Below are 22,958 nucleotides of genomic sequence, written 5' to 3'. Positions count from 1 at the left end.
ATTCAATCAATTCACTGTAACATTAGTAAATTCTTGCAAGGGTTCAGTAAAGTAAAACCCTTGGGCGCCAAGTACCCCAAGCTTTTTAAGCATGTTGAGCTCTTGTTGCGTTTCCACCCCAACACCGTATACGGGTAAGCTGACTCGCTCAGCGTTACTAACAATTTGCCGCACCATTTTTTGCTGCGTTATATTTTTATCAATGTTGTGAATTAAATCATAGCTTAATTTTAGCCCTTTAATGACTTTATAATGCGTTAATAAAGCAATTTTATCGTGCGATGAAACATTATCAATTACCACAGAGCTGCCCACAGATTTAACCTTGCTAAAAGCAAATTTCAAGAGCTGTTGATGTTGATAAAAATCCACTTCCGATATTTCAAATTGTAACTTATTGGCAGCTTGTACATTTTTCATTATCTCGCCAAACCAATGCCAGTAATCATCATCAAACCAATTAAACGCATGTAAGTTAATACTCACCGTTAAAGAGCTTGGCTCACTATTTAATAACTTAATAACTTGCTCTAATACAGTTTTATCCAACAAGGTAATTGCGTCATCACTTTTCAATTGCGGAATAAATTGCTTCGCCGACAACATCCCCAATGATTTGTGACGCACTCGGATCAAGGCTTCATGTTGTAATATATCACCACTGACAAACTCAAATAGTGGCTGGAAAAATAGCATAAACTTCTTTTTATCAATGTAATCAGTTAGGTTCTCAGAGCTATTAGCCAGCACTGTTGAGTGTGTGTAGTTAAATGGCACACGATGAACATGCTGCCAAGCACTTTGCTTTGCGAGTATTAATGCTGATTTTGTTAATTGATAAACTATTGTTTGATCAGCACCATCACGGTAATTACATACCCCGATTTTAATTTCTTTGCGGGATAGATCACCGCGATAAAGCAAAGATGCTTGGTAAATCGTTTGATGTAACCGCTTGGCGTAAGTATCAACATCGGCCTGCGGTATATTCTCTAAGGTTATTGCCAAGCCACCTGAAGATAATAACTTCACAGATACCCGCGATAGTTCTTTAAAACCTTTAACAATAATGAGTTTAAAGTGACTTTCTAAATCAACACTATCAGGGAATGGTTGCACCCAATAGAGTAAGGCAAAGAGATGGTTATAATTGTTTTGAATACCATACACGCCTTTGATTGCGGTATCATCTTCAGATACCTGCTGCGGTTTTGTCGCAACAGTATTTACGTCTGCAATTGCCATGTTATTAACAGGTAGATTAACCGTCAACGGTACAGTCGGTGCATTAAAACCGCTGAGTTCAGCAACCATATCGCGCCGTTTAAAAAGCACACGCCACCAGCGATAGCCCCACACAGTGGCGCCAATCATGACTAAGTTCAATAAAATAAACAGGTGACTTTCTACAATCCAAAAAGGCAAATGATAAAGCTTTAAACTAACCGTTTTATATTTATAGATATCACTCTCTTGGGCCATAAAAGCAGAAAAATGAAACGGCATACTCTCTGGTTCAAGCATAAAACCATGATCGGCAGCAAGTGCAGCGATGATATCTCTGTCGGCAATTTGATCTAGTTTTAAGTTATATACTTGCTGCGCTAATTGGCTGCCTTCGATGTGTACTTTTTGATGCAATATCTCGCCTAATAAGAGATTAAATATCGTTAGTAAAAGCATAAAAGCAATCACATAAATACTTAGCATCCGTACTTTTGCATTTTTAAATTGAGTCACCATGGCTGTTACGCTATTTGTTCTAATAGCTAAAGTGTTGTTCAAGATCCTTATAAACACAAGGCTACAGCATGTTTAAAGATAGTTTTAGAGTTAATGAGCCGAGCAAAAAAGCCAAAACTGACGCTTTTTTAAAGACCTATGAACTTTAAAATTTCAAATAAAAAATGTAATCCGAGAGGAGTCTATGACAGGCAAAATTTACTAGCAGTCAGCTTTCACCTATAAAAATAAAAAAGGGCCTGTAAAAACAAGCCCTTAATGATTTTTATCTACAATTTTTATTTATGTATTCCTCAAAACGGAATATCGTCATCAAAATCGATTGGTGGTTCCATCGGGTTTGATGCGCCGCCTTGAGGAGCATTTTGTGGTTTAGGTGCAAAACCGCCTTGTGGTTGGCCGCCACCTTGTGGTGCATAGCCGCCGCTTTGGTATTGGTTATTCTGCTGTGGCGCAGCAGCTGGCTGTTGGCGTGCTGCAGGTGCTTGTTGTGGAGCACTCTGTTGTTGCTGGCCGTAACCACCACTTTGTTGTGGTGCACTTTGCTGATAACCGCCACCTTGTTGTGGGGCGCTTTGTTGCGGAGCACTCTGCTGTTGGCCGTAACCACCTTGAGATTGACCGCCTTGGCTTTGCTGTTGGCCACTTTGATAACCACCACCTTGCTGGTCGCCACCACGTGCGCCTAGCATTTGCATTTGGCCAGTAAAACCATCAACTACGATCTCTGTGGTGTATTTTTCTTGGCCTTGTTGGTCGGTCCATTTACGTGTTTGTAATTTACCTTCAACGTATATTTGTGACCCTTTACGGCAATATTCGCCGACAATTTCAGCTAATTTGCCAAAAAATACCACACGGTGCCATTCTGTTTTATCAACCATTTGACCGGTGTTTTTATCTTTATAGCTATCAGACGTTGCTAAGGTAATATTCGCTACACCATTGCCATTAGGCATATAACGTACTTCTGGATCTTGACCTAAATTACCAACCAAGATTACTTTGTTCACACCGCGTGCCATGGACCTTTCTCCTATAAACGTTATATTAAACCAGCCGCTTTTCGGGCTTGGTCTAGGTCAAATTCTTTATCATCAATCTTTAAATAGCTGCGATTTTCTTCGCACACTACCGTTGCTTCTAACACACCTGGTAAAGCAACTAAACGAGATGCAAGGGTTTGCGCTTGCTGCTCATTACTTAATTCTGTCATTAAGCTTATCATTTTACTTCTTGGCGGGACTTGCATATTCCACGCAAGGATAAGCCATATTAACCCAACAACTGCGGCTGCGGCAAACACTGCTTGAGCTGTTGTTGATTGCGCAACGTAACCTCCTAAAATCCCACCTAAAAATGCACCAAAAAATTGCGAAGACGAAAACACTCCCATCGCCGAGCCTTTTTGATTTGCTGGTGAAAAGCGCGATACCAATGCAGGCATAGTTGCTTCAAGGAAGTTAAACGCGACAAAATAGGCCAACATACATAATGCCATGCCTATAATACTATCAACCCATAACGCCATTGCGGTCATACTTAAAGTTAATAACGCAATAGAAGCGATAAAGGCCTGCTTTTCTTTTTCTTTACGAATGGCGATGATCATCATCGGTGCCATTAACAAGAAACCAAAGATCAATACCGGAATATATATTTGCCAATGTGCTGATGCCACCAGTCCATTGGTAATCAATTGCCCTGGTAACGCAACAAAAATAGTGGTTAGGGTTAAATGCAGTAACATAATGCCTGCATCTAAACGTGCTAATTGCGGGTGCTTAATCAGCTTTTTAATATCAGTAAAGCTGGCCAGTGTATCGCCTTTGGGGGCTTTATTAACGGCTTTGGGCACTAAAAACAATACTATAAAAATACCCAAGATAGCCAAAACAGCTGTTAACCAAAATATACCAGCAATACCCCAAGCAGCGGCAACCATCGGGCCAAGTAGCATGGCGACAGCAAAGCTCATACCAATACTCATGCCGATCACGGCCATTACTTTTGGTCGCTGTTCATCACGACTCAGATCAGAGGCAAAAGCAAGTAATGAGCTGGCAATTGCCCCCATTCCCTGTAATGCACGACCAACCGTAACCATTTGCAAAGAATCAGCCGTTGCAGCAATAACTGAGCCAAGCGCAAATAAACACAAACCACCAACAATCACTTTTTTGCGGCCGATTTTATCTGATAGCCAGCCCATGGGGATTTGCAACACCGCTTGTGTTAAACCATAAGCACCAATGGCAATACCAATCCATAACGGTGAAAACCCAGCTAAGTCTTGTCCATAAATAGCCAACACTGGCATTAACATAAATAAGCCAAGCATACGAAATGCAAACACACTCGCGAGCGATACTGCGGCGCGTTTTTCTCGTGAATTAAGTGAAGATGCTGTCATGATTCGCGTGTTCTTGCTGTCTATTAAAATTCGAGCAGGGATTCTAGCACAAGCTTAACAAGAAATAATCGTTTCAAACTGATGATTTTTCATTGATCAAGGATTAATCTTCGCACGTATTATGAGATACTCAGTAAATCAATTTGGTAATGAAACGAGATAGCATGGAAAACATTGAAGTCCGAGGCGCCCGTACGCACAATTTAAAAGACATCAGCCTAACCATTCCCCGTGATAAATTAATTGTTATCACCGGCCTATCCGGTTCAGGTAAATCGTCTTTAGCATTTGATACCTTATATGCAGAAGGGCAACGTCGGTATGTGGAATCTTTATCGGCTTACGCCAGACAATTTTTATCTTTAATGGAAAAACCGGATGTTGATCACATTGAAGGGCTGTCTCCGGCTATTTCAATTGAACAAAAATCAACATCACACAATCCTCGCTCAACCGTTGGTACCATTACCGAAATTTATGATTACTTACGTTTAATGTTTGCCCGTGTTGGCGAGCCGCGTTGCCCGACTCACGATTTACCACTGGCAGCACAAACTGTGAGCCAAATGGTCGACACTGTGTTGGCATTCCCTGAAGGTAGTAAACTGATGCTACTTGCTCCAGTGGTCAAAGAGCGTAAAGGTGAGCATGTTAAATTATTAGAGCAGCTTGCCAGTCAAGGCTATATTCGTGCTCGTATTGATGGTGAAGTGTGTGACCTTTCAGATCCACCAACGTTAGAGCTTCATAAAAAACACACTATTGAAGTCGTAGTTGACCGCTTTAAAGTTAAAGATGGTTTACAACAACGCTTAGCTGAATCGTTTGAAACCGCGCTAGAGTTATCAGCGGGGGTTGCAACAATTGCCTCAATGGATGATTCAAGCGCCGAAGAGTTACTGCTATCAGCCAATTTTGCTTGCCCTACTTGTGGCTATGCCATGAGTGAGCTCGAACCACGCTTGTTCTCATTTAATAATCCAGCGGGCGCATGTCAAAGCTGTGATGGTTTAGGTGTACGTCAGTATTTCGATCCAAACCGAGTGATTCAAAACCCTGAATTAAGTTTATCTGGCGGTGCAATCAAAGGCTGGGATAAACGCAGCTTTTACTATTTCCAAATGCTGCAAGCGGTTGCCGAACATTATAAATTTGATTTAGAAGTGCCCTTTCAAGAGCTGAGTAAAGACGCTAAAAGAGTCATTCTTGATGGCTCCGGTGATACAAAAATTGCTTTTAATTATCGCAATGACCGAGGGGACTTAATAACTCGCAATCATGAGTTTGAAGGCGTGCTCAATAATATGAACCGCCGCTACCGTGAAACCGAGTCAAATTCAGTACGTGAAGAACTGGCTAAATATCAAACGAGTCAAGCGTGCCCAAGCTGTAAAGGCTCTCGTCTTCGCCAAGAAGCACGCAGCGTATTTATAGGGCAAACAAACTTACCAACCATTACTGCAATGAGTATTGGTGAAGCAATGGACTTTTTTGAAGGTCTTAACTTAACCGGTCAAAAAGGCCAAATTGCTGAAAAAATCCTAAAAGAAATTCGCGATCGTTTATCGTTCTTAATTAATGTTGGGCTTAACTACCTTTCATTAGAGCGCAGTGCCGATACGCTCTCAGGTGGTGAAGCGCAGCGTATTCGCCTTGCAAGCCAAATTGGTGCAGGCCTTGTTGGCGTAATGTATGTACTTGATGAACCATCTATTGGTTTGCATCAACGCGATAACGACCGTTTATTAAAAACCCTTATTCACTTACGTGATTTAGGTAATACCGTGATTGTGGTAGAGCATGATGAAGACGCTATTCGCGCTGCCGATCACATTATTGATATTGGCCCAGGCGCAGGTGTGCATGGCGGTTATGTAATAGCTCAAGGTACGCGTGATGATATTTTAGCCAGTGAAGAGTCTGTTACTGGGCAGTTTTTATCGGGCAAACGTAAAATTGATGTACCAGGCGAACGCCATAAAGTGAACGACAAATGGTTAGAGCTGTTTGGCGCAACCGGTAACAATCTTAAAAACGTTGATTTAAAAATACCGTTTGGTTTGATGACCTGTATTACTGGGGTATCCGGCTCTGGTAAATCAACGCTTATCAACGATACCTTATTCAAACTCGCGCATACTGAATTAAATGGCGCAACCACCGCAGAAGCAGCGCCTTATAAATCAATCAGTGGTCTTGAGCATTTTGATAAAGTAATCGATATAGATCAAAGTCCAATTGGCCGCACCCCGCGCTCAAACCCGGCGACTTATACTGGTATATTTACGGGTATTCGTGAGTTATTTGCAGGTACTCAAGAGTCACGTTCGCGTGGTTATAAAGTGGGTCGCTTTAGCTTTAACGTTAAAGGTGGTCGCTGTGAAGCCTGCCAAGGCGATGGCGTAATTAAAGTCGAAATGCACTTTTTACCGGATGTATACGTGCCGTGTGATGTCTGTAAAGGACAACGTTATAACCGCGAAACGCTCGAAGTACAGTACAAAGGTAAAAACATTCACCAAGTGCTTGAGATGACAGTGGAAGATGCGCACGACTATTTTGATAAAATACCCGCCATTGCACGCAAACTAAAAACCTTAATGGATGTCGGCTTGTCGTATATTCGCTTAGGTCAAGCAGCGACTACGCTCTCTGGTGGTGAAGCGCAACGGGTTAAACTCGCCCGTGAGCTATCAAAACGTGACACAGGCAAAACCTTGTACATTTTGGATGAGCCAACCACAGGCTTGCACTTTGCCGATATTGAGCAATTATTAGTAGTGCTGCATCGCCTACGCGATCATGGCAATACTATCGTGGTTATTGAGCATAATCTTGATGTAATAAAAACAGCCGATTGGATCATTGATTTAGGTCCTGAAGGTGGCGCTGGCGGCGGTGAGATCCTCATTGCAGGCACGCCAGATGAAGTAGCCGAATGTGAGCGTTCACATACCGGTCACTATTTGAAACCGCTACTTTAAGCGGTTTTATTAAAATTATAGATAAAGAGTTGGTAAAAAAGCCCGAATATTATTACTCGGGCTTGTTCATGTTCTGTTAATTGCGGGGATTTTTAATTTCCCTACTCATCCCAGTCAGGATACTGCTCTGGTTTGATACCGCTTTCGAGTGCCACTCTAGGGTAGGCAGTGCTTGGCTTGTTAGTAAAACGTTTTTTACGACTTTTATTTATTTGAAACAACCAGCTATCTCCGTAATCAAACATATAAAAGAGCTTTTTACCTGCTAATTTTGAGAATATAGTTTCAACGGTTTCTTGAATTACTTCATCTTCATCGCATGATATACGCAGCGCATTTCTAGAATAAAAAGAGTTAGCAATACAAAACTCATACATGTGATCATTATCAAAACCGACTGCAAATAAAATGGCCTCATGTAATTCCTCTAAGCTACAGTTAATAGGGATTTCTAAAGCACATTCCCATTCATTTTCGGCATGTATCCCATCAAGTAATTTTATCTTTAAAGTTTCAATCATTTTCTGACTTCCCCTATTTTCTACCAAACTTGTCGAACTACTCATTTTAAATTTATACTATATTGATATATCAATCATAACTGTCATGAGCAACTAATTCTGTAAAGGTACTAAGCCCTACCTAACGCCCAAACCGCTACCAACTGACTAATTTTATTTACGTGTCTTTGACATCTCGGCGATTAAATAGCAGCTCGTTGTTGTCGGTGACATTAAACGCGAACGATTTAAAATTGACATGAGTTTCAGCAAACTCATGGGTAGTTAAATTAAAACGAGCTACACGCGAAATACCATCGCTGATATATAAGTAATCGGTATTGATTGCATGAAAAGAGGTTGCTCGTGCGCTGTCTGGAAGCTGCCAACGTTTATCATCCGCGAGTCTGATCAGCTCCTCACTGGCTACTGTAAAGCTACGTCCTTAATTATCATTGAGTAATGTAATTTAATGTTTTATAAGTAAAAAAATACCGCTGAAGATAACAATCATTCAGCGGTATTTTTTATCTATATCGCAATTACGGGCGGGGAATAAATCCTAACGCGTTGTAAACTGACTTTAAGGTCACTTCTGCACGGGCGCTGGCTTTTTCAGCACCAGTTCTCATGATGGTATCAAGCATGGTTTGATCTTCACGTATCTCTTTAAAGCGCGCTTGGATTGGCTCAATCATGCTTACTACTGCATCAGCTGTGTCTTTTTTCAGGTGGCCATACATTTTGTCTTCGTACTCTGGCACTAACTCTTCAATTGAGCGTTTAGTGGCAACAGACATAAGCGTTAATAAATTTGATACACCTGGTTTTTCAGTACGATCAAAATAAATACGTGCCTGCTCGTCTGAATCTGTTACTGCTTTTTTCAGCTTTTTCTCAATCTTTTTCGGTTCATCTAACATCATGATAAAACCATTTGGATTTTCATCTGATTTAGACATTTTTTTCAGTGGGTCTTGCAAGCTCATTACCCGCGCGCCAAATTCTGGAATGTAAGGTTCTGGAATTGTGAATACGTCGCCGTATAGATTATTAAAACGTGTAGCGATATCACGGGTCAATTCTAAATGCTGCTTTTGGTCATCACCTACAGGTACTTGTGCTGCTTGATAAAGTAAAATATCAGCCGCTTGCAGTACTGGGTATGCATATAAACCAACATTCACATTATTCGTGTTCTTGGCTGACTTGTCTTTAAATTGGGTCATGCGGTTTAGCTCACCCATTTGTGCATAACAGTTTAATACCCAACCTAACTGAGCATGCTCTGGCACTTGCGATTGTACAAAAAGCGCGGCTTTTTCAGGGTTAATGCCACAAGCGACATACAAAGCAATACCGTCTAATACACGGGTTCTTAACAATTCAGGGTCTTGACGCACGGTAATCGCGTGTAAATCGGCTAACATAAAGTGACTGTCATATTCTTCCTGTAGCTTTACCCACTGGTTAATAGCGCCAACATAATTGCCTATTGTCATCCCACCGGTTGGCTGCATGCCACTTAACACTACTGGTTTACTCATGATGTTCCTTTATATTACTAAAATAAAAAATACTAAAATTAACAACACTAACTTAAATGTCGTTTACCGCTGATTAAGAACGGGTAGTATATCTAAGAATGTATCACAGAGGTACTGCGGATTATAATCACTCAAGTTTTCACCTTGGTTATAACCATAAGTTAGCGCAAGCATATCGATATTGGCTGCTCGTGCAGCTAAAATATCACTTTTTGAATCACCGATCATTATTGCTTGGCTAACGGGCACATTTAATTGCTGACAAGCAAACAACAGCGGCTCAGCAGAGGGCTTTTTAGCCATGTCGTCACCACAGACGATAACCTCAAAGTGACTCGTTAGCGCAAGTTTATCGAGTAGTTTCTCTGTGAAACATCGCGCTTTATTGGTGATCAACGCTTTAGGCATACCTCGCAATGCCGCCAAGCCAGTTTCCACATGTTGGTACAATACACTGTATTCACCAACGAGTTGTTCATAATGCCCATAAAACAACGCAATGGCTTTATCTGCAAGTGCAGTGTCTAAATGCTCACTAACTTGCATATCACCACTCAAACCCCGTTTGACTAAAGTTTCAATGCCATTTCCGACCCAGCTTTGTACTAAGCTTTGGCTAACAATAGGAAAGGCCAAATCAGATAAGGTCAGGTTCATGGCGATATATAAATCATAAACGCTATCAACTAAAGTGCCATCTAAATCAAATAAAGCAGCATCGTACTTCATTATTTAACACCTTTTAACTGTTCGCGCATTTGCTCTATCACCACTTTATAATCTGGTTGGTTAAAAATAGCTGAGCCGGCAACAAACATATCGGCCCCTGCTTGTGCGGCGGCAGCTATATTGTCAACTTTTATTCCGCCATCCACTTCTAAGCGAATTGCGCGGCCTGAATCATCAATGATTTTCCGTGCTTGGCGTAGTTTTTCTAACGTATGAGGAATAAAACTTTGACCACCAAAACCGGGATTCACCGACATTAATAAAATCACATCAAGCTTATCAATTACATGTTCTAAGTAGCTTAAGCTCGTAGCAGGATTAAACACTAGCCCAGCTTGGCATCCATGATCTTTGATCAGCTGTAAAGTACGATCAATGTGCTCACTGGCTTCTGGGTGAAAGGTAATAATCGACGCGCCAGCATCTGCAAACTGTGGAATTAAACTATCAACGGGTTTTACCATTAAATGCACATCAATAGGCGCTTTAATGCCGTAATCACGCAGTGCTTTGCAGACCATAGGACCAATTGTTAAATTTGGCACATAGTGATTATCCATGACATCAAAATGAACTACGTCTGCACCTGAGGCTAAAACACGATCAACATCTTCACCCAAACGAGCAAAGTCAGCCGATAAAATAGACGGAGCAATAAGGTACTTTTGCAGTGTTTCCAACATAGACAATCCTTAGTGTGTATTCAAAAATGCACTTAAGCTGAGTTACTAAGCCTTTAATGCGCTTAATGTAACAAATAACCCGAACGCGGGAAAATAAATATGCAATGTTTTGTATTACAGCTAATAATGAGCAAAATAATAAACGGAACAATTAACTCATTTAAGTTTTTATTCTATTTAGTTAAACGCAACGGTTGAATTTCAAGCAACTAAATTTAAACATTATTTTTACCTTAAGCTTTTAATTTTATTAAAAATTTATAATTGTTAAGGGTAAATTAAGTTTGTTATTTAAGCGTTTTTTATGTATGCTCTAATGAGTTACACTATTATGGACTTAGTCAAATGCGTGCTTTTAAAATCGGGATCTTAACTGCTACTGCTCTAACTATCAGTACTATAAGCTATTTTTCACAAAGTGATGATGAACTTATGGTGGCAAACGATTGCCAATGTAGCTCTGGACACCTAACAATTAATAATTCAGTGCAATGCATGAAAGTAGAACAAGAATCAACTTGGATGTCATGGCTCACTGGTGATAGTCGCAGTGCACAATTTCATTATTTAGATTTACTTGAGCTATTAACTAGCTCAGATGAACCACAAAAAGCGCGTTCTCTTAGCCCGCGGTTTTAATTAAATGCAACAGCTGATCAGTGCCTTGCAAAGTGTTATTGCGGCATTCTTTGGTGTGCAATCTGAACACAAACGCCAATCTGACTTCAAACAACACTCCCCGCTTAGTATTATCATTATCGCCGTTATATTATTTATTATTTTTGTTGCCGCTATTTATGGCGTGGTGGCTTGGGTGCTAAATACATAGCCATTAGCTCGTTCACTTTATTACGTGAGCCACCTTTTGGACTAATGGTACGTTTGACTTGAATTTCTGCCAAAGTTGCTTGGCTATATATTTTACGAGTCCAGACCGTATCGTGGTTTGAGATCAATACCGGTGTTTTGTTCTCAAATGCAGCTTGCTCAGCAAGGTTCGCTAAATTTGCCTGATCATCTAAATTAAAACCACCCTTTGCATATGAAGTAAACGAAGCCGTTTTGCTCAAAGGTACATACGGTGGATCACAATAGATCACCGCATTATCCGGGACTAATTTAAATACATCATCGTAACCTAAACAAGTAAATGTAGCCTGTTGCGCTTTCTCAGCAAAAAAGTACATTTCATTTTCAGGAAAATAAGGCCGCTTATACTTACCAAATGGCACATTAAAAATGCCTTTTAGATTATAGCGACACAAGCCATTGTAGCCATGGCGATTCATGTATAAAAATAAAATCGCTCGCTCATAAATATCATTGCTTTGATTAAACTGAACGCGATAATCGTAGTACGCGTCCGCTTGATTATTCAAATCAACAAATAGCTTTTTAGCGTCACTAATGAATTCGTCAGGAGAGTTTTTTAGCTCGTTATAAAGGTTGATCAGATCAGCATTTATATCATTGAGAATATAATGTTTAAAATTTGTATTTAAAAATACCGAGCCAGCGCCAACAAACGGTTCAACTAAGGTATCAGCGTGTTTACTCGCGTCATTTAAGCGTGTGCTAATATCTTCAACTAAGCTGTATTTTCCGCCAGCCCATTTAAGGAAGGCTCTGGTCTTTTTCTGCATCGGCTCTTTACTTCAAACTGGTGTGCCGCGATTTTACACTAATCAAAGTAAGTTTACTGATCTAGTAACGCGATTTCTTGTTTTATTTTACTGATTTTTTTATAAAATGGCTGATTTTTACGCACAGCTTCTGGTAACTTAGATAACGCCTCTTTAGCACTTTTTAAGTTATCATAACTACCATAAGTTACTAGCCACCACAATTTGCCATTACGGCGCGTCTGATAGACCTTAGCCAGTGGTTGTAACCCTTGTTCAACCGCATACTGCTCGGCAATTTTTTGTTGAGTCACCGCTAGTAGTTGGATCACCAGTTGTTCATCACTCTGCTGCAGATACCAGCGATTATCAACGGGCAGAATAGCTTCTGCTACGTTACTCACATCAGGCTCAATAACATCATCGGCTAAACTCGTTGTGACATCCACAGGCTCGGCGGCAGGCGCCAAACTATCTAGTATTGCCGCGATATTATTTTCCTGGGCAGAATTATCAATAAGCGGCTGAACTTGCTCTGGCTGAGTTTGTTGCTCAGCTAATTGAGTATCTGCATCTGCGACTACTGAGGAGTCTGTTGGCGGTGCAGGCTCTGTTGCTGGTTGCTTTAAACTATCAACAGGAATTGCCGTCGCCACAGGCGGTTCTGCTTGAGGCTGATAAAAATCTTGCCACCAACGGGTCATATCGGATTGATATAAAAAACCAATAATCAACAGCATAATAATTACTAGCAACGCAATTAAATGTACTCGCCAAGATACTTTATCAGCCACGGTTACTTTTGCAGTATGCTGTGTCGGCTGCCAAGCTAATAATAAACTTGGGTTGCCATGCGCTTCTTGCAAAAAGGTTTGAAAGACAGGATCTTCATCGTATGGTAAATCTTCAAAGTAGCACTGCATAAGCTGTTTACTTTCAGCCATCGAAAGTGCTTCTAAATGAATTTCTACCGAGCTTTGAAACTGTCCGACTGATTGTGATGCAAGTAAAATATATAACGTCGTCGGGCTTTGTTTGGCAAGCGTTGTCAGTTCTTGTACCATTTCATCAGATAAATGCCGACCGCCATCTAATACCCATAGACATGGGCCGCAGTTCTGTTGTTTAGCAAGCTGATAAAAGTTTTCTGACAAGCTTAAATTTTGGTCAATTAATGGCGAGCGAAAACTTTGTTCAAGTAACTCACTCATTAATTGTGCATCGGTCATACGCGCACTTAGCTGCACAAATGCTTTATTAAAATCACTGTATTTATCAGTAATAAAAGTTTCGAGAAGATAACTTTTACCAAGCCCGGATGGGCCCAGTAAGACAATTAGATTTTGCCCATATTCAAACTGTAGGGCAATCCGATCAACCAAAGCCGAACGGCTAGGTAAGATTTGCGATTGCATTAGCGCCCTATTAGATCTCGAACCTGTTGATCAGAGACATCATCAACCAGCGCGCATTGACCAAACGAAGTTGGAAGAATAAAACGGATAGTGCCTTTTTTATTTTTTTTATCTTTACGCATGTGATGTAAAAAGTGTTCGCTGTTCATCACATCGGGAATATCACAAGGTAAATTATATTGCGCGATTAAAGTAATAATTCTTGATACTTGCGTAGCGTTTAAATCGCCACGAGTATGCGCAAGTTTTGCAGCTAACACCATGCCGGTTGCCACAGCTTCACCATGTAACCATTGGCCATAGCCCATTTGCGCTTCAATAGCGTGTGCAAAGGTATGACCTAAATTAAGCAAGGCACGTAGGCCTGCTTCTTTTTCATCTTGGGCAACAATCAGTGCTTTAATTTCACAACAACGGTAAATCACATGCTGGATGGTCTCTTCATCCAAAGCTTGTAGTTGTGCCGTGTTATTTTCAAGAAAACTAAACAACTCAGTATCGTAAATTAAGCCATATTTTATGACTTCAGCCATACCGGCTGCAAATTCACGAGCAGGAAGTGTATGCAGTGATTGCGTATCAATAAACACGGCTTGCGGCTGATAAAACGCCCCAATCATGTTTTTACCCAAAGGATGATTAACCGCTGTTTTACCGCCTACAGACGAATCAACTTGCGATAATAATGTAGTCGGTACTTGAATAAACGGCACGCCGCGTTGATAACACGCCGCTACAAAACCAGTAAGATCGCCTACTACACCGCCACCTAAGGCGATTAAACAAGTATCTCTGCCGCAATTGTTTTCAAGTAAAAATGCTGAGATTTTCTCAAACCATTCAAGTGATTTATATTGCTCACCATCAGGAATAATAAAACTTAGCGGATTTAAATCAGCTAATAACGCCATTGCATCGCTTAGGTATAAAGGTGCAATGGTGTCATTAGTGATAATGATAGGTCTACAATCACCAATATGATGACGCAGCCTGTCAGTCTGTTGAAGTGCAGATTGACCAATATAAATAGGATAACTTCGCTCGTCTAAATTAACTGTTAATTCAAGCATCGCTAGTATCCTTTCTTATTGGTATTTAAAAATCTAATTTATCAATGATTTGATTAGCAACAACTTTAGCGCTTTGCTCATCAGTGCGTACAGTAAAGTCAGCAACTTCTTTATACAGCGGCTCGCGTTCTTCTGCTAAGCGCTCTAATACATCACGAGGTGCTTCTTCTGTTTGCAATAACGGACGACGCTTGTCGCGCTGCGTGCGTGCAACTTGCTTTTCGATCGGTGTCTCTAGGTATACAACGATACCACGAGCCGAAAGCTTATTTCGTACTTCTTTACTCATCACTGAACCACCACCTGTTGCAAGTACAATACCCTGCATTTCAGTTAGATCACCAATGACAGATTCTTCACGAAGTCGAAAGCCTTCTTCACCTTCAAGATCAAACACCCAGGCAATATCTGCACCGGTACGGCGTTCGATTTCTTGATCAGAATCGACGAATTCAAGGTGCAATTGGTCTGCAATGTGACGACCAATTGTGCTTTTGCCAGCCCCCATAGGGCCAACTAGAAATATATTACGTTTTTCAGCCATATCTTTTAGTACAAACGAACTCTAAAATTTGAAATAAAACCCCGCCTAACGACCTGGCCCCAAAATTAAGGAGGGGATTATCTCAGTAATTGATTGGGTATTTCAAGTCTATTAGAACAAAAAGCCAATTAACGAGCAATTAAAGTCAATAATTGCCCATTGTGTAAGAATAAATCAGTGAAAATTACTCTATTTGGATTTTTGGAGTAACGAAAATCAGCAATTCTTTCTTTTCATTAAACTCACTTGTGCTTCTAAACAGCACTCCTAGGTAAGGAATATCACCTAGTAATGGTACTTTTTTAACTGAGTTAATGATTTGCTGCTGGAATATACCACCAAGTACCACGGTTTGACCATTCTCAACCAGTACTTGGGTTTGAATTTCTTGGGTATCAATTGCAACCGCAGGTCCTGTTCCGGTTTGCACTGTATCACCACGCGTATCTTGAGTAATAATCAAATCCAAAATCACTTTATTATCAGGAGTAATGTGTGGTGTAACTTCAAGGCTCAACACCGCCTTTTTAAAGCTAACTGTGGTTGCCCCACTTGAAGCAGATTCAACATACGGTATTTCAGTACCTTGCTCAATACGTGCTTTTTTCTGGTTGGCGGTAGTAATACGCGGACTTGCGATAATTTCACCGCGGTTTTCTTCTTCAAGCGCGGTTAGTTCTAAGTCAAGCAATGTGCCATTAGCTAACTTAGCAACGTGCATACCAATGCTGCCAGCGGCACCTGTAATCGGCAGGTTAACATTAAGACGGTCTGAAATACTTGGGATCGTCCCGTTAGAAATCGTGTTAGCCCCTTCTAAGGTGCCCGAAATACCATCGGTGCCTTGTTGATCACTAAACCCCCAACGTACGCCTAAATCTTCTTTAACGTTGTCACGGACAGTTACCATACGCGCTTCAATAACAACTTGTCTGACTGCGATATCTAAGGTCTCAACCATACGACGCACACTTTCAATACTTTTTGCAGAGTCTTTAATCAATAAGGTATTGGTACGCTTATCAACTGATACGCTACCACGCGCACTAATGATGCTGTTGGTATCTGTTTTTAGTAAGTCAGCAAACTCTTCTGCCTTTGCATAGTTTAAGCGGATGTATTCGCTATATAGCGGCTCTAAATCTTCAACTTGTTGCTTGGCTTTGAGCTCTTTAGCTTCTCTTGCTGCTAGCTCCTCAGAAGGTGCCACCATTAAGATAGAACCATCCATACGCTTATCTAAGCCTTTTACACGCAATACCACATCAAGCGCTTGATCCCACGGTACGCCGTCTAAGCGCAAAGTAATATTACCATTGACTGAGTCACTGGTAACTAAGTTAAAGTCGTTATAACCGGCGATGATCTGTAATACCGCCCGCACTGAGATATCTTGAAAGTTTAAGGTCATTGGGCGACCTTGATACTCTTTACCACCTTCTAAATAAGAGCGTTGCGAATCATCTTTTTCAACCGTTAGCGTTAATATGTTTTCTATTTGCTGATAGGTAAATTTAAACGCGCTATTAGGGCTGATTACCACTCGGCTCATGTTATCTTCTTTAAATGTCTCAATTGAGCTTACAACCGTGCCAAAATCAAGCACATCCAGCTCATACAATAAATCATCTAAAATATCGGTGTGATGAAACTCAGCAATAATTTTGCCGCCACTTTCATGGACATCAATAGCAGCCTGAGTATCTTGTAAGAACACTAATACACGGGCTTCACCTTTTTCACCACGACGAAAATCAAGCGACTGAATTGAGTTAATATAATTACCAGTTGTATCTTGCGCTGCGTTATTACCCTCTTGTGCTGTTAGTGGATTATCTGAGACATGTAATGACACAAGATTATTATTAACTGTGGTTTGGTAAATTTTTAAACGCTCTAAATGCACAGTAACGATTAATGTACCATCCGTAGTCACACTGCTGACTTTTTCAATACCCGCTTGGTTGATTGGCACATCCCCCAAACCTTGCTCAACATCAGCTGCGTTGAAGCGCATTTCGATACGTGCTGGATTATTGAACACCTGAACTTTGGGCTCTGCTGTCAATTCTTCATCAAATACGAGCTGTAACTGTGTTTCTCCAGCCATTAACGGGTTATAACGAACATCATACAACAGCGGTGTCGCCATTGCTGATTGCGTGATAAAAAGGGCAATAACAACAAACAAAGCCTGATGAATGCGATTACTCCAAGATACTCCCTTCTGCATTTTAATTTTACCTTTTTTATTTTTAACTAGTGCCATTGGATCCCGCCTCTAACATTTCCAGCTTTGTCAGGCGCTCTTTCCAACAACCAGACCCATCAGGGATTAACTCTAACAACTCTATATAATCACTGTTTACTTGTTGTACAACGCCGTGATACAAACCAATATGATTACCGACCGTTACTCGGTGCAAAGTATCATCTGCTGCTTTGATTAATGCCCATATTTGCCCATCAGACCCTAGTGTGCCCTTCATTGCTAGATTATCCAGAGGGTATTTTTCTAACACCTCACGCGTACGCTCTGGGTCAGGGTGTAAACAGTTTTTTACTTGAATCATATTATTTTGAATAATTTCAGGTTGTGGCGCAACAAAAGGGCTGCGTAGCTGTTTGGCGCTATATTCAAAGTGCTCAAATTCTGTCAGCTTTGGGATTGCCTCAACTTTAGGTGTCGTACTGGCTTTAACTTGATCAATAAATTCCTTTTGCTCAGAGGTATCATCATTACATGCAGTGAGCAAAACACTGCTGAGTAAAACAACAGCTAATTTTTTCATTTTTTAGCTCCTGCTTTTTTCACATCACCTTCATAGCGGTAAGTTTTAGCAACAACACTAAAGGTCAACATACCTGAATCCGAACTATTAATTGAAAAGTCATGCAAACTCACAATACGCGGTAGTTGCGCCACTTTCCCCACAAAATCACCAAACTCATGGTAGCTGCCTATTACCTCAATTTTGATTGGTAATTCAGTATAAAACTCTTTTTCAACTTCTGGTAACCAACCGATTTTAAGGAAGGTTAAACCACTGGTGGTACCTACGTAAGATAAATCATCTAGCAAGCCTGGTGTCTCGTTTGAAGTTGGTAAGCGTTTTAACAGTAAAGAAAACTTTTCTTCCATTTCAACCATTTGCTGGCGATAAATCTCCAAGTTACTGGCCAAGGCATACTTAACTCGATAGGTACTACGTAATTCTACTTCCTTGCTAACCGCATTCTTGTAACTATCAATTTCATCTGAAACTAATAAGCTGTAGCTAAAAAACAACACTAATGCAGCAACAAAAGTACAGCAAATAACTTTAACAACAATTGGCCAATCACCAATATTCTCAAGCTCAATTTCGTTCCAATCAATCTCAGTTAACGCTTTGATATCAAGGTTCATTGCTTCATCTCGCCAATTTTATCAAAGGATTTTACGTAAAATTCCATATTAAAATCACTTAACAACCGTGACGACTTTTCCCCAGCAACAATGCCTTGCATAGTGGGTTTCTCGAGCAAATAAGAGTTCTGTACTTCACGCAGCATATTCGAAAGGTGATTATTAGATTCGCTACGACCAACCACATGAATAGCACTCCCTCGACGCTCTAACTTAGTTAAGTAAACACCGGTAGGTACTATTTTCGCCACTTCATCCATGATCTGAGTGCCTAAGTTACGGCTACTTTGCAACTCTTCAATTAAGCGCATCCGCTGTTGTAAATTTTCTTTCTTTTTATCTAGTTCACGAATTTCACTAATACGACGATCTAATTGGCTAATTTCTGTTGTAAGGTAATTATTTTTAATATTTTGTCCATCTCGCAAATTACCGTAATAAGTACTCAATAAATACATACTCATAAAACTACCAAGCACAACTAAAAACAAAATAGTGGCAAATTTATTTTGCGATTGTTTTCGTTGTTGCTCGCGCCATGGCAGTAGATTTATATGTGGCATGATGAAAAACTCCTTAATGCCAAACCTGTCGCTATTGCAAATTGCGTACGGTGACGCTGTAACACATTGCGATCAACGTGCGCAGAAATCTCCATATTAGCGAACGGTTCTGCCACTATGGTGTGAATACCTAACTCTTCAATTAGCAATCTATCTAGGCCATCAATCATCGCAGTACCGCCAGTAAGTACAATATAATCAATTTGATCTTTACCACTGGTGGTTAAAAACATCTGCACTGCACGGCGTACTTGTTGTAACAATGAGGTTTGAAACGGTGCCAATACTTCAAAGGTATAGTTAGGGGGTAGATCGCCTGTCGTTTTACCTATTTCAGCTTCATCAAAGCTTTTATTATAATAGGCCACAATACTGTTGGTGTATTGGTCGCCGCCAAATACTTGATCTCGGGTATAAATAGTTTCACCACCGAGTACCACACTGACCAGCATCAAGACTGCGCCAATATCGACTACTGCAACACATTTGTTAAATGCATCACTTGGTAATTGTTGATAATAAACATCCATAGCGCGGCTCAGCGCATAGCTTTCAACATCGACTACCTTCGCAGTTAAACCAGCTGATTCTAGCGCACCAACGCGGGCTTCAACACTTTCAGTTCGCGCAGCAGATAACAACACATTCATTTTTGAAGGGTCAGCTTCATTAGTGCTTAATTTTTCAAAATCTAGGCTAACTTCATCTAAGGGATAAGGAATAAGGCTATCTGCCTCGATTTCAATTTGTGACTCAAGTTCTGCATCGCTGAGGGTAACATCCATAAAAATCACTTTCGTGATTACCGTTTGCCCAGACACCGCAACTGCAGCATATTTAATTGATTTAGGTAATTTACGTTTTAACTTAGTAATAATATTACCAATCGCTTCAATATCTTGAATATTGCGCTCAGCCATAGTACCTTTTGGCATTGGCTCTATTGCTAACGCCTCAAGCCGGTAGCCGCTGTCCGTTTCATTCAGTAACACTGCTTTTATAGCGTGTGACCCGATATCTATCCCTACCATCATCGATGAAGACTTACTCAATAGTTGACTTAGCATGTTCGCAACTTGGCCTTTGTTTTAAGAATAAACAAGTTATAATTTTTATATGAAAAAATACTATTCACTTTTTAATCAATATATACTAGCAGTCTCCGATTCTAATTGGGAGTCCATTTAGGGAAAATATAAGTGATTTTATTAAAACGAACTTTACAATTTTTTATCATTTGCACATTTTTGGGGCTCATTACCTTAGTAAGCCTTTATTATTACGTTAAATCTGATATCCCCAGTGTGCAAGTTTTAAAAGACGTGCAACTACAAACTCCTATGCAAGTATTTTCTAAAGATGGTTTATTAATCAACCAGTTCGGTGAAAAACGCCGTATTCCTGTGACCATCGATAAGATACCGCAACCGCTCATAAATGCCATATTAGCCACTGAAGATAACCGTTTTTATGACCATATAGGTATAGATCCTATCGGTATTTTGCGTTCAGCGCTCGTATTAATTTCAACTGGCGAGAAAAAACAAGGCGCAAGTACTATAACAATGCAGTTAGCTCGTAACTTCTTCTTAACACGAGAAAAAGCCTATATTCGCAAAGTTAAAGAAATCTTTATTGCGCTGCATATCGAAAACTTACTCAGCAAAGATGAAATACTTGCTTTGTACCTAAACAAAATAGAGTTAGGTAATCGCGCTTTTGGTATCGGCGCCGCAGCACAAGTATATTATGGTAAAGATCTTAACGAATTAAATTTAGCACAAATGGCGATGATTGCAGGCTTACCTAAAGCGCCATCAGCGTTAAACCCAATCAGAAACCCAATCCGTGCAAAAGCACGTCGTAATGTGGTATTGGGTCGTATGTTAGATGAAAATTATATCTCTAGAGCCGAATATAACGAAGCCACCAATGCCCCCATCACCGCCAAGTTCCATGGCGCAGAAATTGAATTGTATGCACCTTATATTTCTGAAATGGTACGTGCCGAAATGGTCGCCCGCTATGGCTATGAACGCGCTTATAATACCGGCTTTAAAGTTTTCACCAGTGTTGAATCTGACGTACAAGCAGCCGCACAAACTGCGCTCGTTAATAACTTACATGCATACGATATGCGCCATGGCTACCGTGGTCCACAGCAGCAATTATGGAACTTTGCAACGCAAACAGCGTTGAGTCATAGTGAAATTCTGGAAAAATTAAAGCCAGTAAAAGAAATCGGCCCATTATTAGCCGCTGCTGTACTTGAAGTGGGCGAGCAAAGCGCTACCGTATTATTAAAAAATGGTGAGCAAGCCAGCCTTGATTGGGACAACCTAAAATGGGCACGTAAATATATCACCCGCTATCGCCAAGGGTTTCCACCAAAAACCGCAGGCGACATACTCAACCCAGGCGAGCAAATACTATTACGGAAAAACGATGACGGCAGTTACCTGCTTAGTCAATTGCCTGAGGCGTCTAGCGCATTAGTCTCATTAGATCCTAACGATGGCCGTATTAAAGCGATTGTCGGTGGCTATAGTTTTGAGCAAAGCCAATATAACCGTGCTGTGCAAGCGAAACGTCAGGTTGGCTCTAATATTAAGCCATTTATTTACTCTGCGGCACTGAACAACGGTTATACCTTAGCGTCTATTTTGAATGATGCGCCAATTAATCAATGGGACAAGAGCCTAGGCGTGGCATGGCGACCAAAAAACAGCCCAGCCGTTTACAATGGGCCTATTCGTATTCGTCGCGCTTTAGCGCAATCTAAAAACGTTATTTCGGTACGCTTACTGCGTGGCGTTGGCTTACAACGTACCGCTGATCACTTATTAAAGTTTGGCTTTCAAAATAGTGATATTAATCGTAGTGAATCATTAGCATTAGGCAGTGCCTCAATTACGCCACTAGAGCTTGCTCGTGGTATGAGCGCATTTGCCAACGGCGGTCACTTGATCACCCCGTATTTCATTAATGAAATTCAAGATTCAGCGGGTAATGTATTATTTAAAACAGAGCCACTGTTAGCCTGTGACCCTGTTATTCCTCAGTTAACGATTAAACAATTTGAGTTAACACCTGAGCTTGCTAACAGTCAAGAACCTATCGCGACTCATTGCGCGCCACGAATTATATCGAAGCAAAATGCGTTTTTAATTGCTGATGCAATGCACAGTGCAGTGTGGGGCGGCGGTAGTTGGGCGCATAAAACCGGTTGGAGTGGTACAGGTTGGCGTGCACAGGCCCTAGAACGCCGTGATCTATCTGGTAAAACAGGGACTACCAATGACTCAGTTGATACCTGGTTTAGTGGTTTTAACCGCGATATAATGACCTCTGTATGGGTAGGATTTGATAATCCAGGCAACCCGCTTGGCCGTTCAACCTATAACAACAACATGGATAAAAACCAAATATCCGGCGCTGAGTCTGGTGCCAAAACAGCCCAGCCAGCTTGGGTCGAGTTTATGCGCGTTGCACTTGCTGGTAAACCTGAAGCGCCAATTGAGCCACCGGAAGGACTCGTGTCGGTAAGAATTGATTTAGCAACCGGTTTACTGAGTCAAAAGAACGATTACACCAGTCGCTTTGAATACTTTGAAAAAGGCACCTCGCCGACTAAGTATGTAATGCAACATGTAGAAAACGTGTTTGAAGAAGACACTAAAACGGAAGAAGAGCTGTTTTAATATTACTATGTCGCGATATAAAATCGCTTACATAA

20 protein-coding genes are annotated in these 22,958 nt (G+C 40.7%); 4 read left to right on the top strand and 16 right to left on the bottom strand.

The window, feature by feature from the left end; translation table 11 throughout:
• Positions 1–6: 6 nt before the first annotated feature.
• The 3 genes from NDQ71_RS14325 to NDQ71_RS14315 form a co-directional block, all read right to left on the bottom strand.
• Complete coding sequence (locus tag NDQ71_RS14325) at positions 7–1,743, bottom strand: EAL domain-containing protein (protein WP_192540893.1); 1,737 nt, start codon at positions 1,741–1,743, stop codon at positions 7–9.
• A gap of 293 nt (positions 1,744–2,036) precedes the next feature.
• A complete protein-coding gene (gene ssb / locus NDQ71_RS14320) occupies positions 2,037–2,768 on the bottom strand; it encodes a single-stranded DNA-binding protein (RefSeq protein ID WP_064667398.1) in 732 nt (243 codons plus the stop codon).
• A gap of 20 nt (positions 2,769–2,788) precedes the next feature.
• Complete coding sequence (locus NDQ71_RS14315) at positions 2,789–4,156, bottom strand: MFS transporter (RefSeq protein ID WP_064667397.1); 1,368 nt, start codon at positions 4,154–4,156, stop codon at positions 2,789–2,791.
• 164 nt (positions 4,157–4,320) lie between these two features.
• Here NDQ71_RS14315 and uvrA point away from each other — a divergent pair, with 164 nt between their 5' ends.
• Positions 4,321–7,140: an excinuclease ABC subunit UvrA gene (gene uvrA, locus NDQ71_RS14310; protein WP_192540894.1), complete on the top strand. Its 2,820-nt coding sequence runs from the start codon at positions 4,321–4,323 to the stop codon at positions 7,138–7,140.
• A gap of 101 nt (positions 7,141–7,241) precedes the next feature.
• Here the strand turns inward: uvrA and NDQ71_RS14305 are convergent, their stop codons facing one another.
• The 4 genes from NDQ71_RS14305 to rpe all read right to left on the bottom strand — a co-directional run bounded on the left by NDQ71_RS14305 (position 7,242) and on the right by rpe (position 10,599).
• Positions 7,242–7,661, bottom strand: a complete 420-nt coding sequence (locus tag NDQ71_RS14305; RefSeq protein WP_192540895.1) for a hypothetical protein — start codon at positions 7,659–7,661, stop codon at positions 7,242–7,244.
• Positions 7,662–8,182: 521 nt separating this feature from the next.
• Complete coding sequence (trpS, locus tag NDQ71_RS14300; protein WP_192540896.1) at positions 8,183–9,187, bottom strand: tryptophan--tRNA ligase; 1,005 nt, start codon at positions 9,185–9,187, stop codon at positions 8,183–8,185.
• Between the two features lie 63 nt (positions 9,188–9,250).
• Positions 9,251–9,916, bottom strand: a complete 666-nt coding sequence (locus tag NDQ71_RS14295; protein WP_192540897.1) for an HAD-IA family hydrolase — start codon at positions 9,914–9,916, stop codon at positions 9,251–9,253.
• Positions 9,916–10,599, bottom strand: coding sequence for a ribulose-phosphate 3-epimerase (gene rpe / locus NDQ71_RS14290; protein ID WP_064667390.1), 684 nt, complete (start codon positions 10,597–10,599; stop codon positions 9,916–9,918). The genes NDQ71_RS14295 and rpe overlap by 1 nt, the downstream gene beginning before the upstream one ends.
• Before the next feature lie 345 nt (positions 10,600–10,944).
• On the opposite strand from rpe, the gene NDQ71_RS14285 reads away from it, so the two are divergent.
• The gene (locus NDQ71_RS14285) at positions 10,945–11,238 is read left to right on the top strand and encodes a hypothetical protein (RefSeq protein ID WP_064667389.1); all 294 of its coding nucleotides are present in this window, start codon (positions 10,945–10,947) and stop codon (positions 11,236–11,238) included.
• A gap of 4 nt (positions 11,239–11,242) precedes the next feature.
• Positions 11,243–11,428 (top strand): DUF2970 domain-containing protein, encoded by a 186-nt coding sequence (locus NDQ71_RS14280; RefSeq protein ID WP_064667388.1) that lies wholly within the window; start codon positions 11,243–11,245, stop codon positions 11,426–11,428.
• Here NDQ71_RS14280 and NDQ71_RS14275 read toward each other — a convergent pair.
• From NDQ71_RS14275 to NDQ71_RS14235, 9 genes are all read right to left on the bottom strand, one after another.
• Positions 11,391–12,242, bottom strand: coding sequence for a Dam family site-specific DNA-(adenine-N6)-methyltransferase (locus NDQ71_RS14275; protein ID WP_064667387.1), 852 nt, complete (start codon positions 12,240–12,242; stop codon positions 11,391–11,393). The two genes, NDQ71_RS14280 and NDQ71_RS14275, sit on opposite strands and share 38 nt — an antisense overlap.
• Positions 12,243–12,295: 53 nt before the next feature.
• Positions 12,296–13,636, bottom strand: coding sequence for an AAA family ATPase (locus tag NDQ71_RS14270; RefSeq protein ID WP_192540898.1), 1,341 nt, complete (start codon positions 13,634–13,636; stop codon positions 12,296–12,298).
• Complete coding sequence (gene aroB, locus NDQ71_RS14265) at positions 13,636–14,706, bottom strand: 3-dehydroquinate synthase (RefSeq protein WP_064667385.1); 1,071 nt, start codon at positions 14,704–14,706, stop codon at positions 13,636–13,638. The genes NDQ71_RS14270 and aroB overlap by 1 nt, the downstream gene beginning before the upstream one ends.
• A gap of 25 nt (positions 14,707–14,731) precedes the next feature.
• A complete protein-coding gene (gene aroK / locus NDQ71_RS14260) occupies positions 14,732–15,250 on the bottom strand; it encodes a shikimate kinase AroK (RefSeq protein WP_192540899.1) in 519 nt (172 codons plus the stop codon).
• 184 nt (positions 15,251–15,434) lie between these two features.
• Positions 15,435–17,519 (bottom strand): type IV pilus secretin PilQ, encoded by a 2,085-nt coding sequence (locus tag NDQ71_RS14255; RefSeq protein ID WP_064667384.1) that lies wholly within the window; start codon positions 17,517–17,519, stop codon positions 15,435–15,437.
• Complete coding sequence (locus NDQ71_RS14250; RefSeq protein ID WP_064667383.1) at positions 17,506–18,042, bottom strand: pilus assembly protein PilP; 537 nt, start codon at positions 18,040–18,042, stop codon at positions 17,506–17,508. Before NDQ71_RS14250 ends, NDQ71_RS14255 begins: the two co-directional genes overlap by 14 nt.
• Positions 18,039–18,659, bottom strand: coding sequence for a type 4a pilus biogenesis protein PilO (locus tag NDQ71_RS14245; protein WP_064667382.1), 621 nt, complete (start codon positions 18,657–18,659; stop codon positions 18,039–18,041). The genes NDQ71_RS14250 and NDQ71_RS14245 overlap by 4 nt, the downstream gene beginning before the upstream one ends.
• A complete protein-coding gene (locus NDQ71_RS14240; RefSeq protein ID WP_192540900.1) occupies positions 18,656–19,222 on the bottom strand; it encodes a PilN domain-containing protein in 567 nt (188 codons plus the stop codon). The genes NDQ71_RS14245 and NDQ71_RS14240 overlap by 4 nt, the downstream gene beginning before the upstream one ends.
• Complete coding sequence (locus NDQ71_RS14235) at positions 19,210–20,289, bottom strand: pilus assembly protein PilM (RefSeq protein ID WP_192540901.1); 1,080 nt, start codon at positions 20,287–20,289, stop codon at positions 19,210–19,212. The genes NDQ71_RS14240 and NDQ71_RS14235 overlap by 13 nt, the downstream gene beginning before the upstream one ends.
• Positions 20,290–20,421: 132 nt before the next feature.
• On the opposite strand from NDQ71_RS14235, the gene NDQ71_RS14230 reads away from it, so the two are divergent.
• Entirely contained in the window at positions 20,422–22,923 is a 2,502-nt protein-coding gene (locus NDQ71_RS14230; protein WP_192540902.1) for a penicillin-binding protein 1A, read from the top strand.
• Positions 22,924–22,958: the final 35 nt, after the last annotated feature.

Source organism: Pseudoalteromonas sp. KG3, assembly GCF_030436385.1.
GTDB lineage: Bacteria > Pseudomonadota > Gammaproteobacteria > Enterobacterales > Alteromonadaceae > Pseudoalteromonas > Pseudoalteromonas prydzensis.
Note: the sequence above shows the minus strand (reverse complement) of the source record. Positions and strands in the feature narration are given on the sequence as shown.

Coding starts and splice junctions, on each gene's coding strand:
- NDQ71_RS14325 (WP_192540893.1), bottom strand. CDS start 1,743: ATGGTGACTCAATTTAAAAATGCAAAAGTACGGATGCTAAGTATTTAT.
- ssb (WP_064667398.1), bottom strand. CDS start 2,768: ATGGCACGCGGTGTGAACAAAGTAATCTTGGTTGGTAATTTAGGTCAA.
- NDQ71_RS14315 (WP_064667397.1), bottom strand. CDS start 4,156: ATGACAGCATCTTCACTTAATTCACGAGAAAAACGCGCCGCAGTATCG.
- uvrA (WP_192540894.1), top strand. CDS start 4,321: ATGGAAAACATTGAAGTCCGAGGCGCCCGTACGCACAATTTAAAAGAC.
- NDQ71_RS14305 (WP_192540895.1), bottom strand. CDS start 7,661: ATGATTGAAACTTTAAAGATAAAATTACTTGATGGGATACATGCCGAA.
- trpS (WP_192540896.1), bottom strand. CDS start 9,187: ATGAGTAAACCAGTAGTGTTAAGTGGCATGCAGCCAACCGGTGGGATG.
- NDQ71_RS14295 (WP_192540897.1), bottom strand. CDS start 9,916: ATGAAGTACGATGCTGCTTTATTTGATTTAGATGGCACTTTAGTTGAT.
- rpe (WP_064667390.1), bottom strand. CDS start 10,599: ATGTTGGAAACACTGCAAAAGTACCTTATTGCTCCGTCTATTTTATCG.
- NDQ71_RS14285 (WP_064667389.1), top strand. CDS start 10,945: ATGCGTGCTTTTAAAATCGGGATCTTAACTGCTACTGCTCTAACTATC.
- NDQ71_RS14280 (WP_064667388.1), top strand. CDS start 11,243: ATGCAACAGCTGATCAGTGCCTTGCAAAGTGTTATTGCGGCATTCTTT.
- NDQ71_RS14275 (WP_064667387.1), bottom strand. CDS start 12,242: ATGCAGAAAAAGACCAGAGCCTTCCTTAAATGGGCTGGCGGAAAATAC.
- NDQ71_RS14270 (WP_192540898.1), bottom strand. CDS start 13,636: ATGCAATCGCAAATCTTACCTAGCCGTTCGGCTTTGGTTGATCGGATT.
- aroB (WP_064667385.1), bottom strand. CDS start 14,706: ATGCTTGAATTAACAGTTAATTTAGACGAGCGAAGTTATCCTATTTAT.
- aroK (WP_192540899.1), bottom strand. CDS start 15,250: ATGGCTGAAAAACGTAATATATTTCTAGTTGGCCCTATGGGGGCTGGC.
- NDQ71_RS14255 (WP_064667384.1), bottom strand. CDS start 17,519: ATGGCACTAGTTAAAAATAAAAAAGGTAAAATTAAAATGCAGAAGGGA.
- NDQ71_RS14250 (WP_064667383.1), bottom strand. CDS start 18,042: ATGAAAAAATTAGCTGTTGTTTTACTCAGCAGTGTTTTGCTCACTGCA.
- NDQ71_RS14245 (WP_064667382.1), bottom strand. CDS start 18,659: ATGAACCTTGATATCAAAGCGTTAACTGAGATTGATTGGAACGAAATT.
- NDQ71_RS14240 (WP_192540900.1), bottom strand. CDS start 19,222: ATGCCACATATAAATCTACTGCCATGGCGCGAGCAACAACGAAAACAA.
- NDQ71_RS14235 (WP_192540901.1), bottom strand. CDS start 20,289: ATGCTAAGTCAACTATTGAGTAAGTCTTCATCGATGATGGTAGGGATA.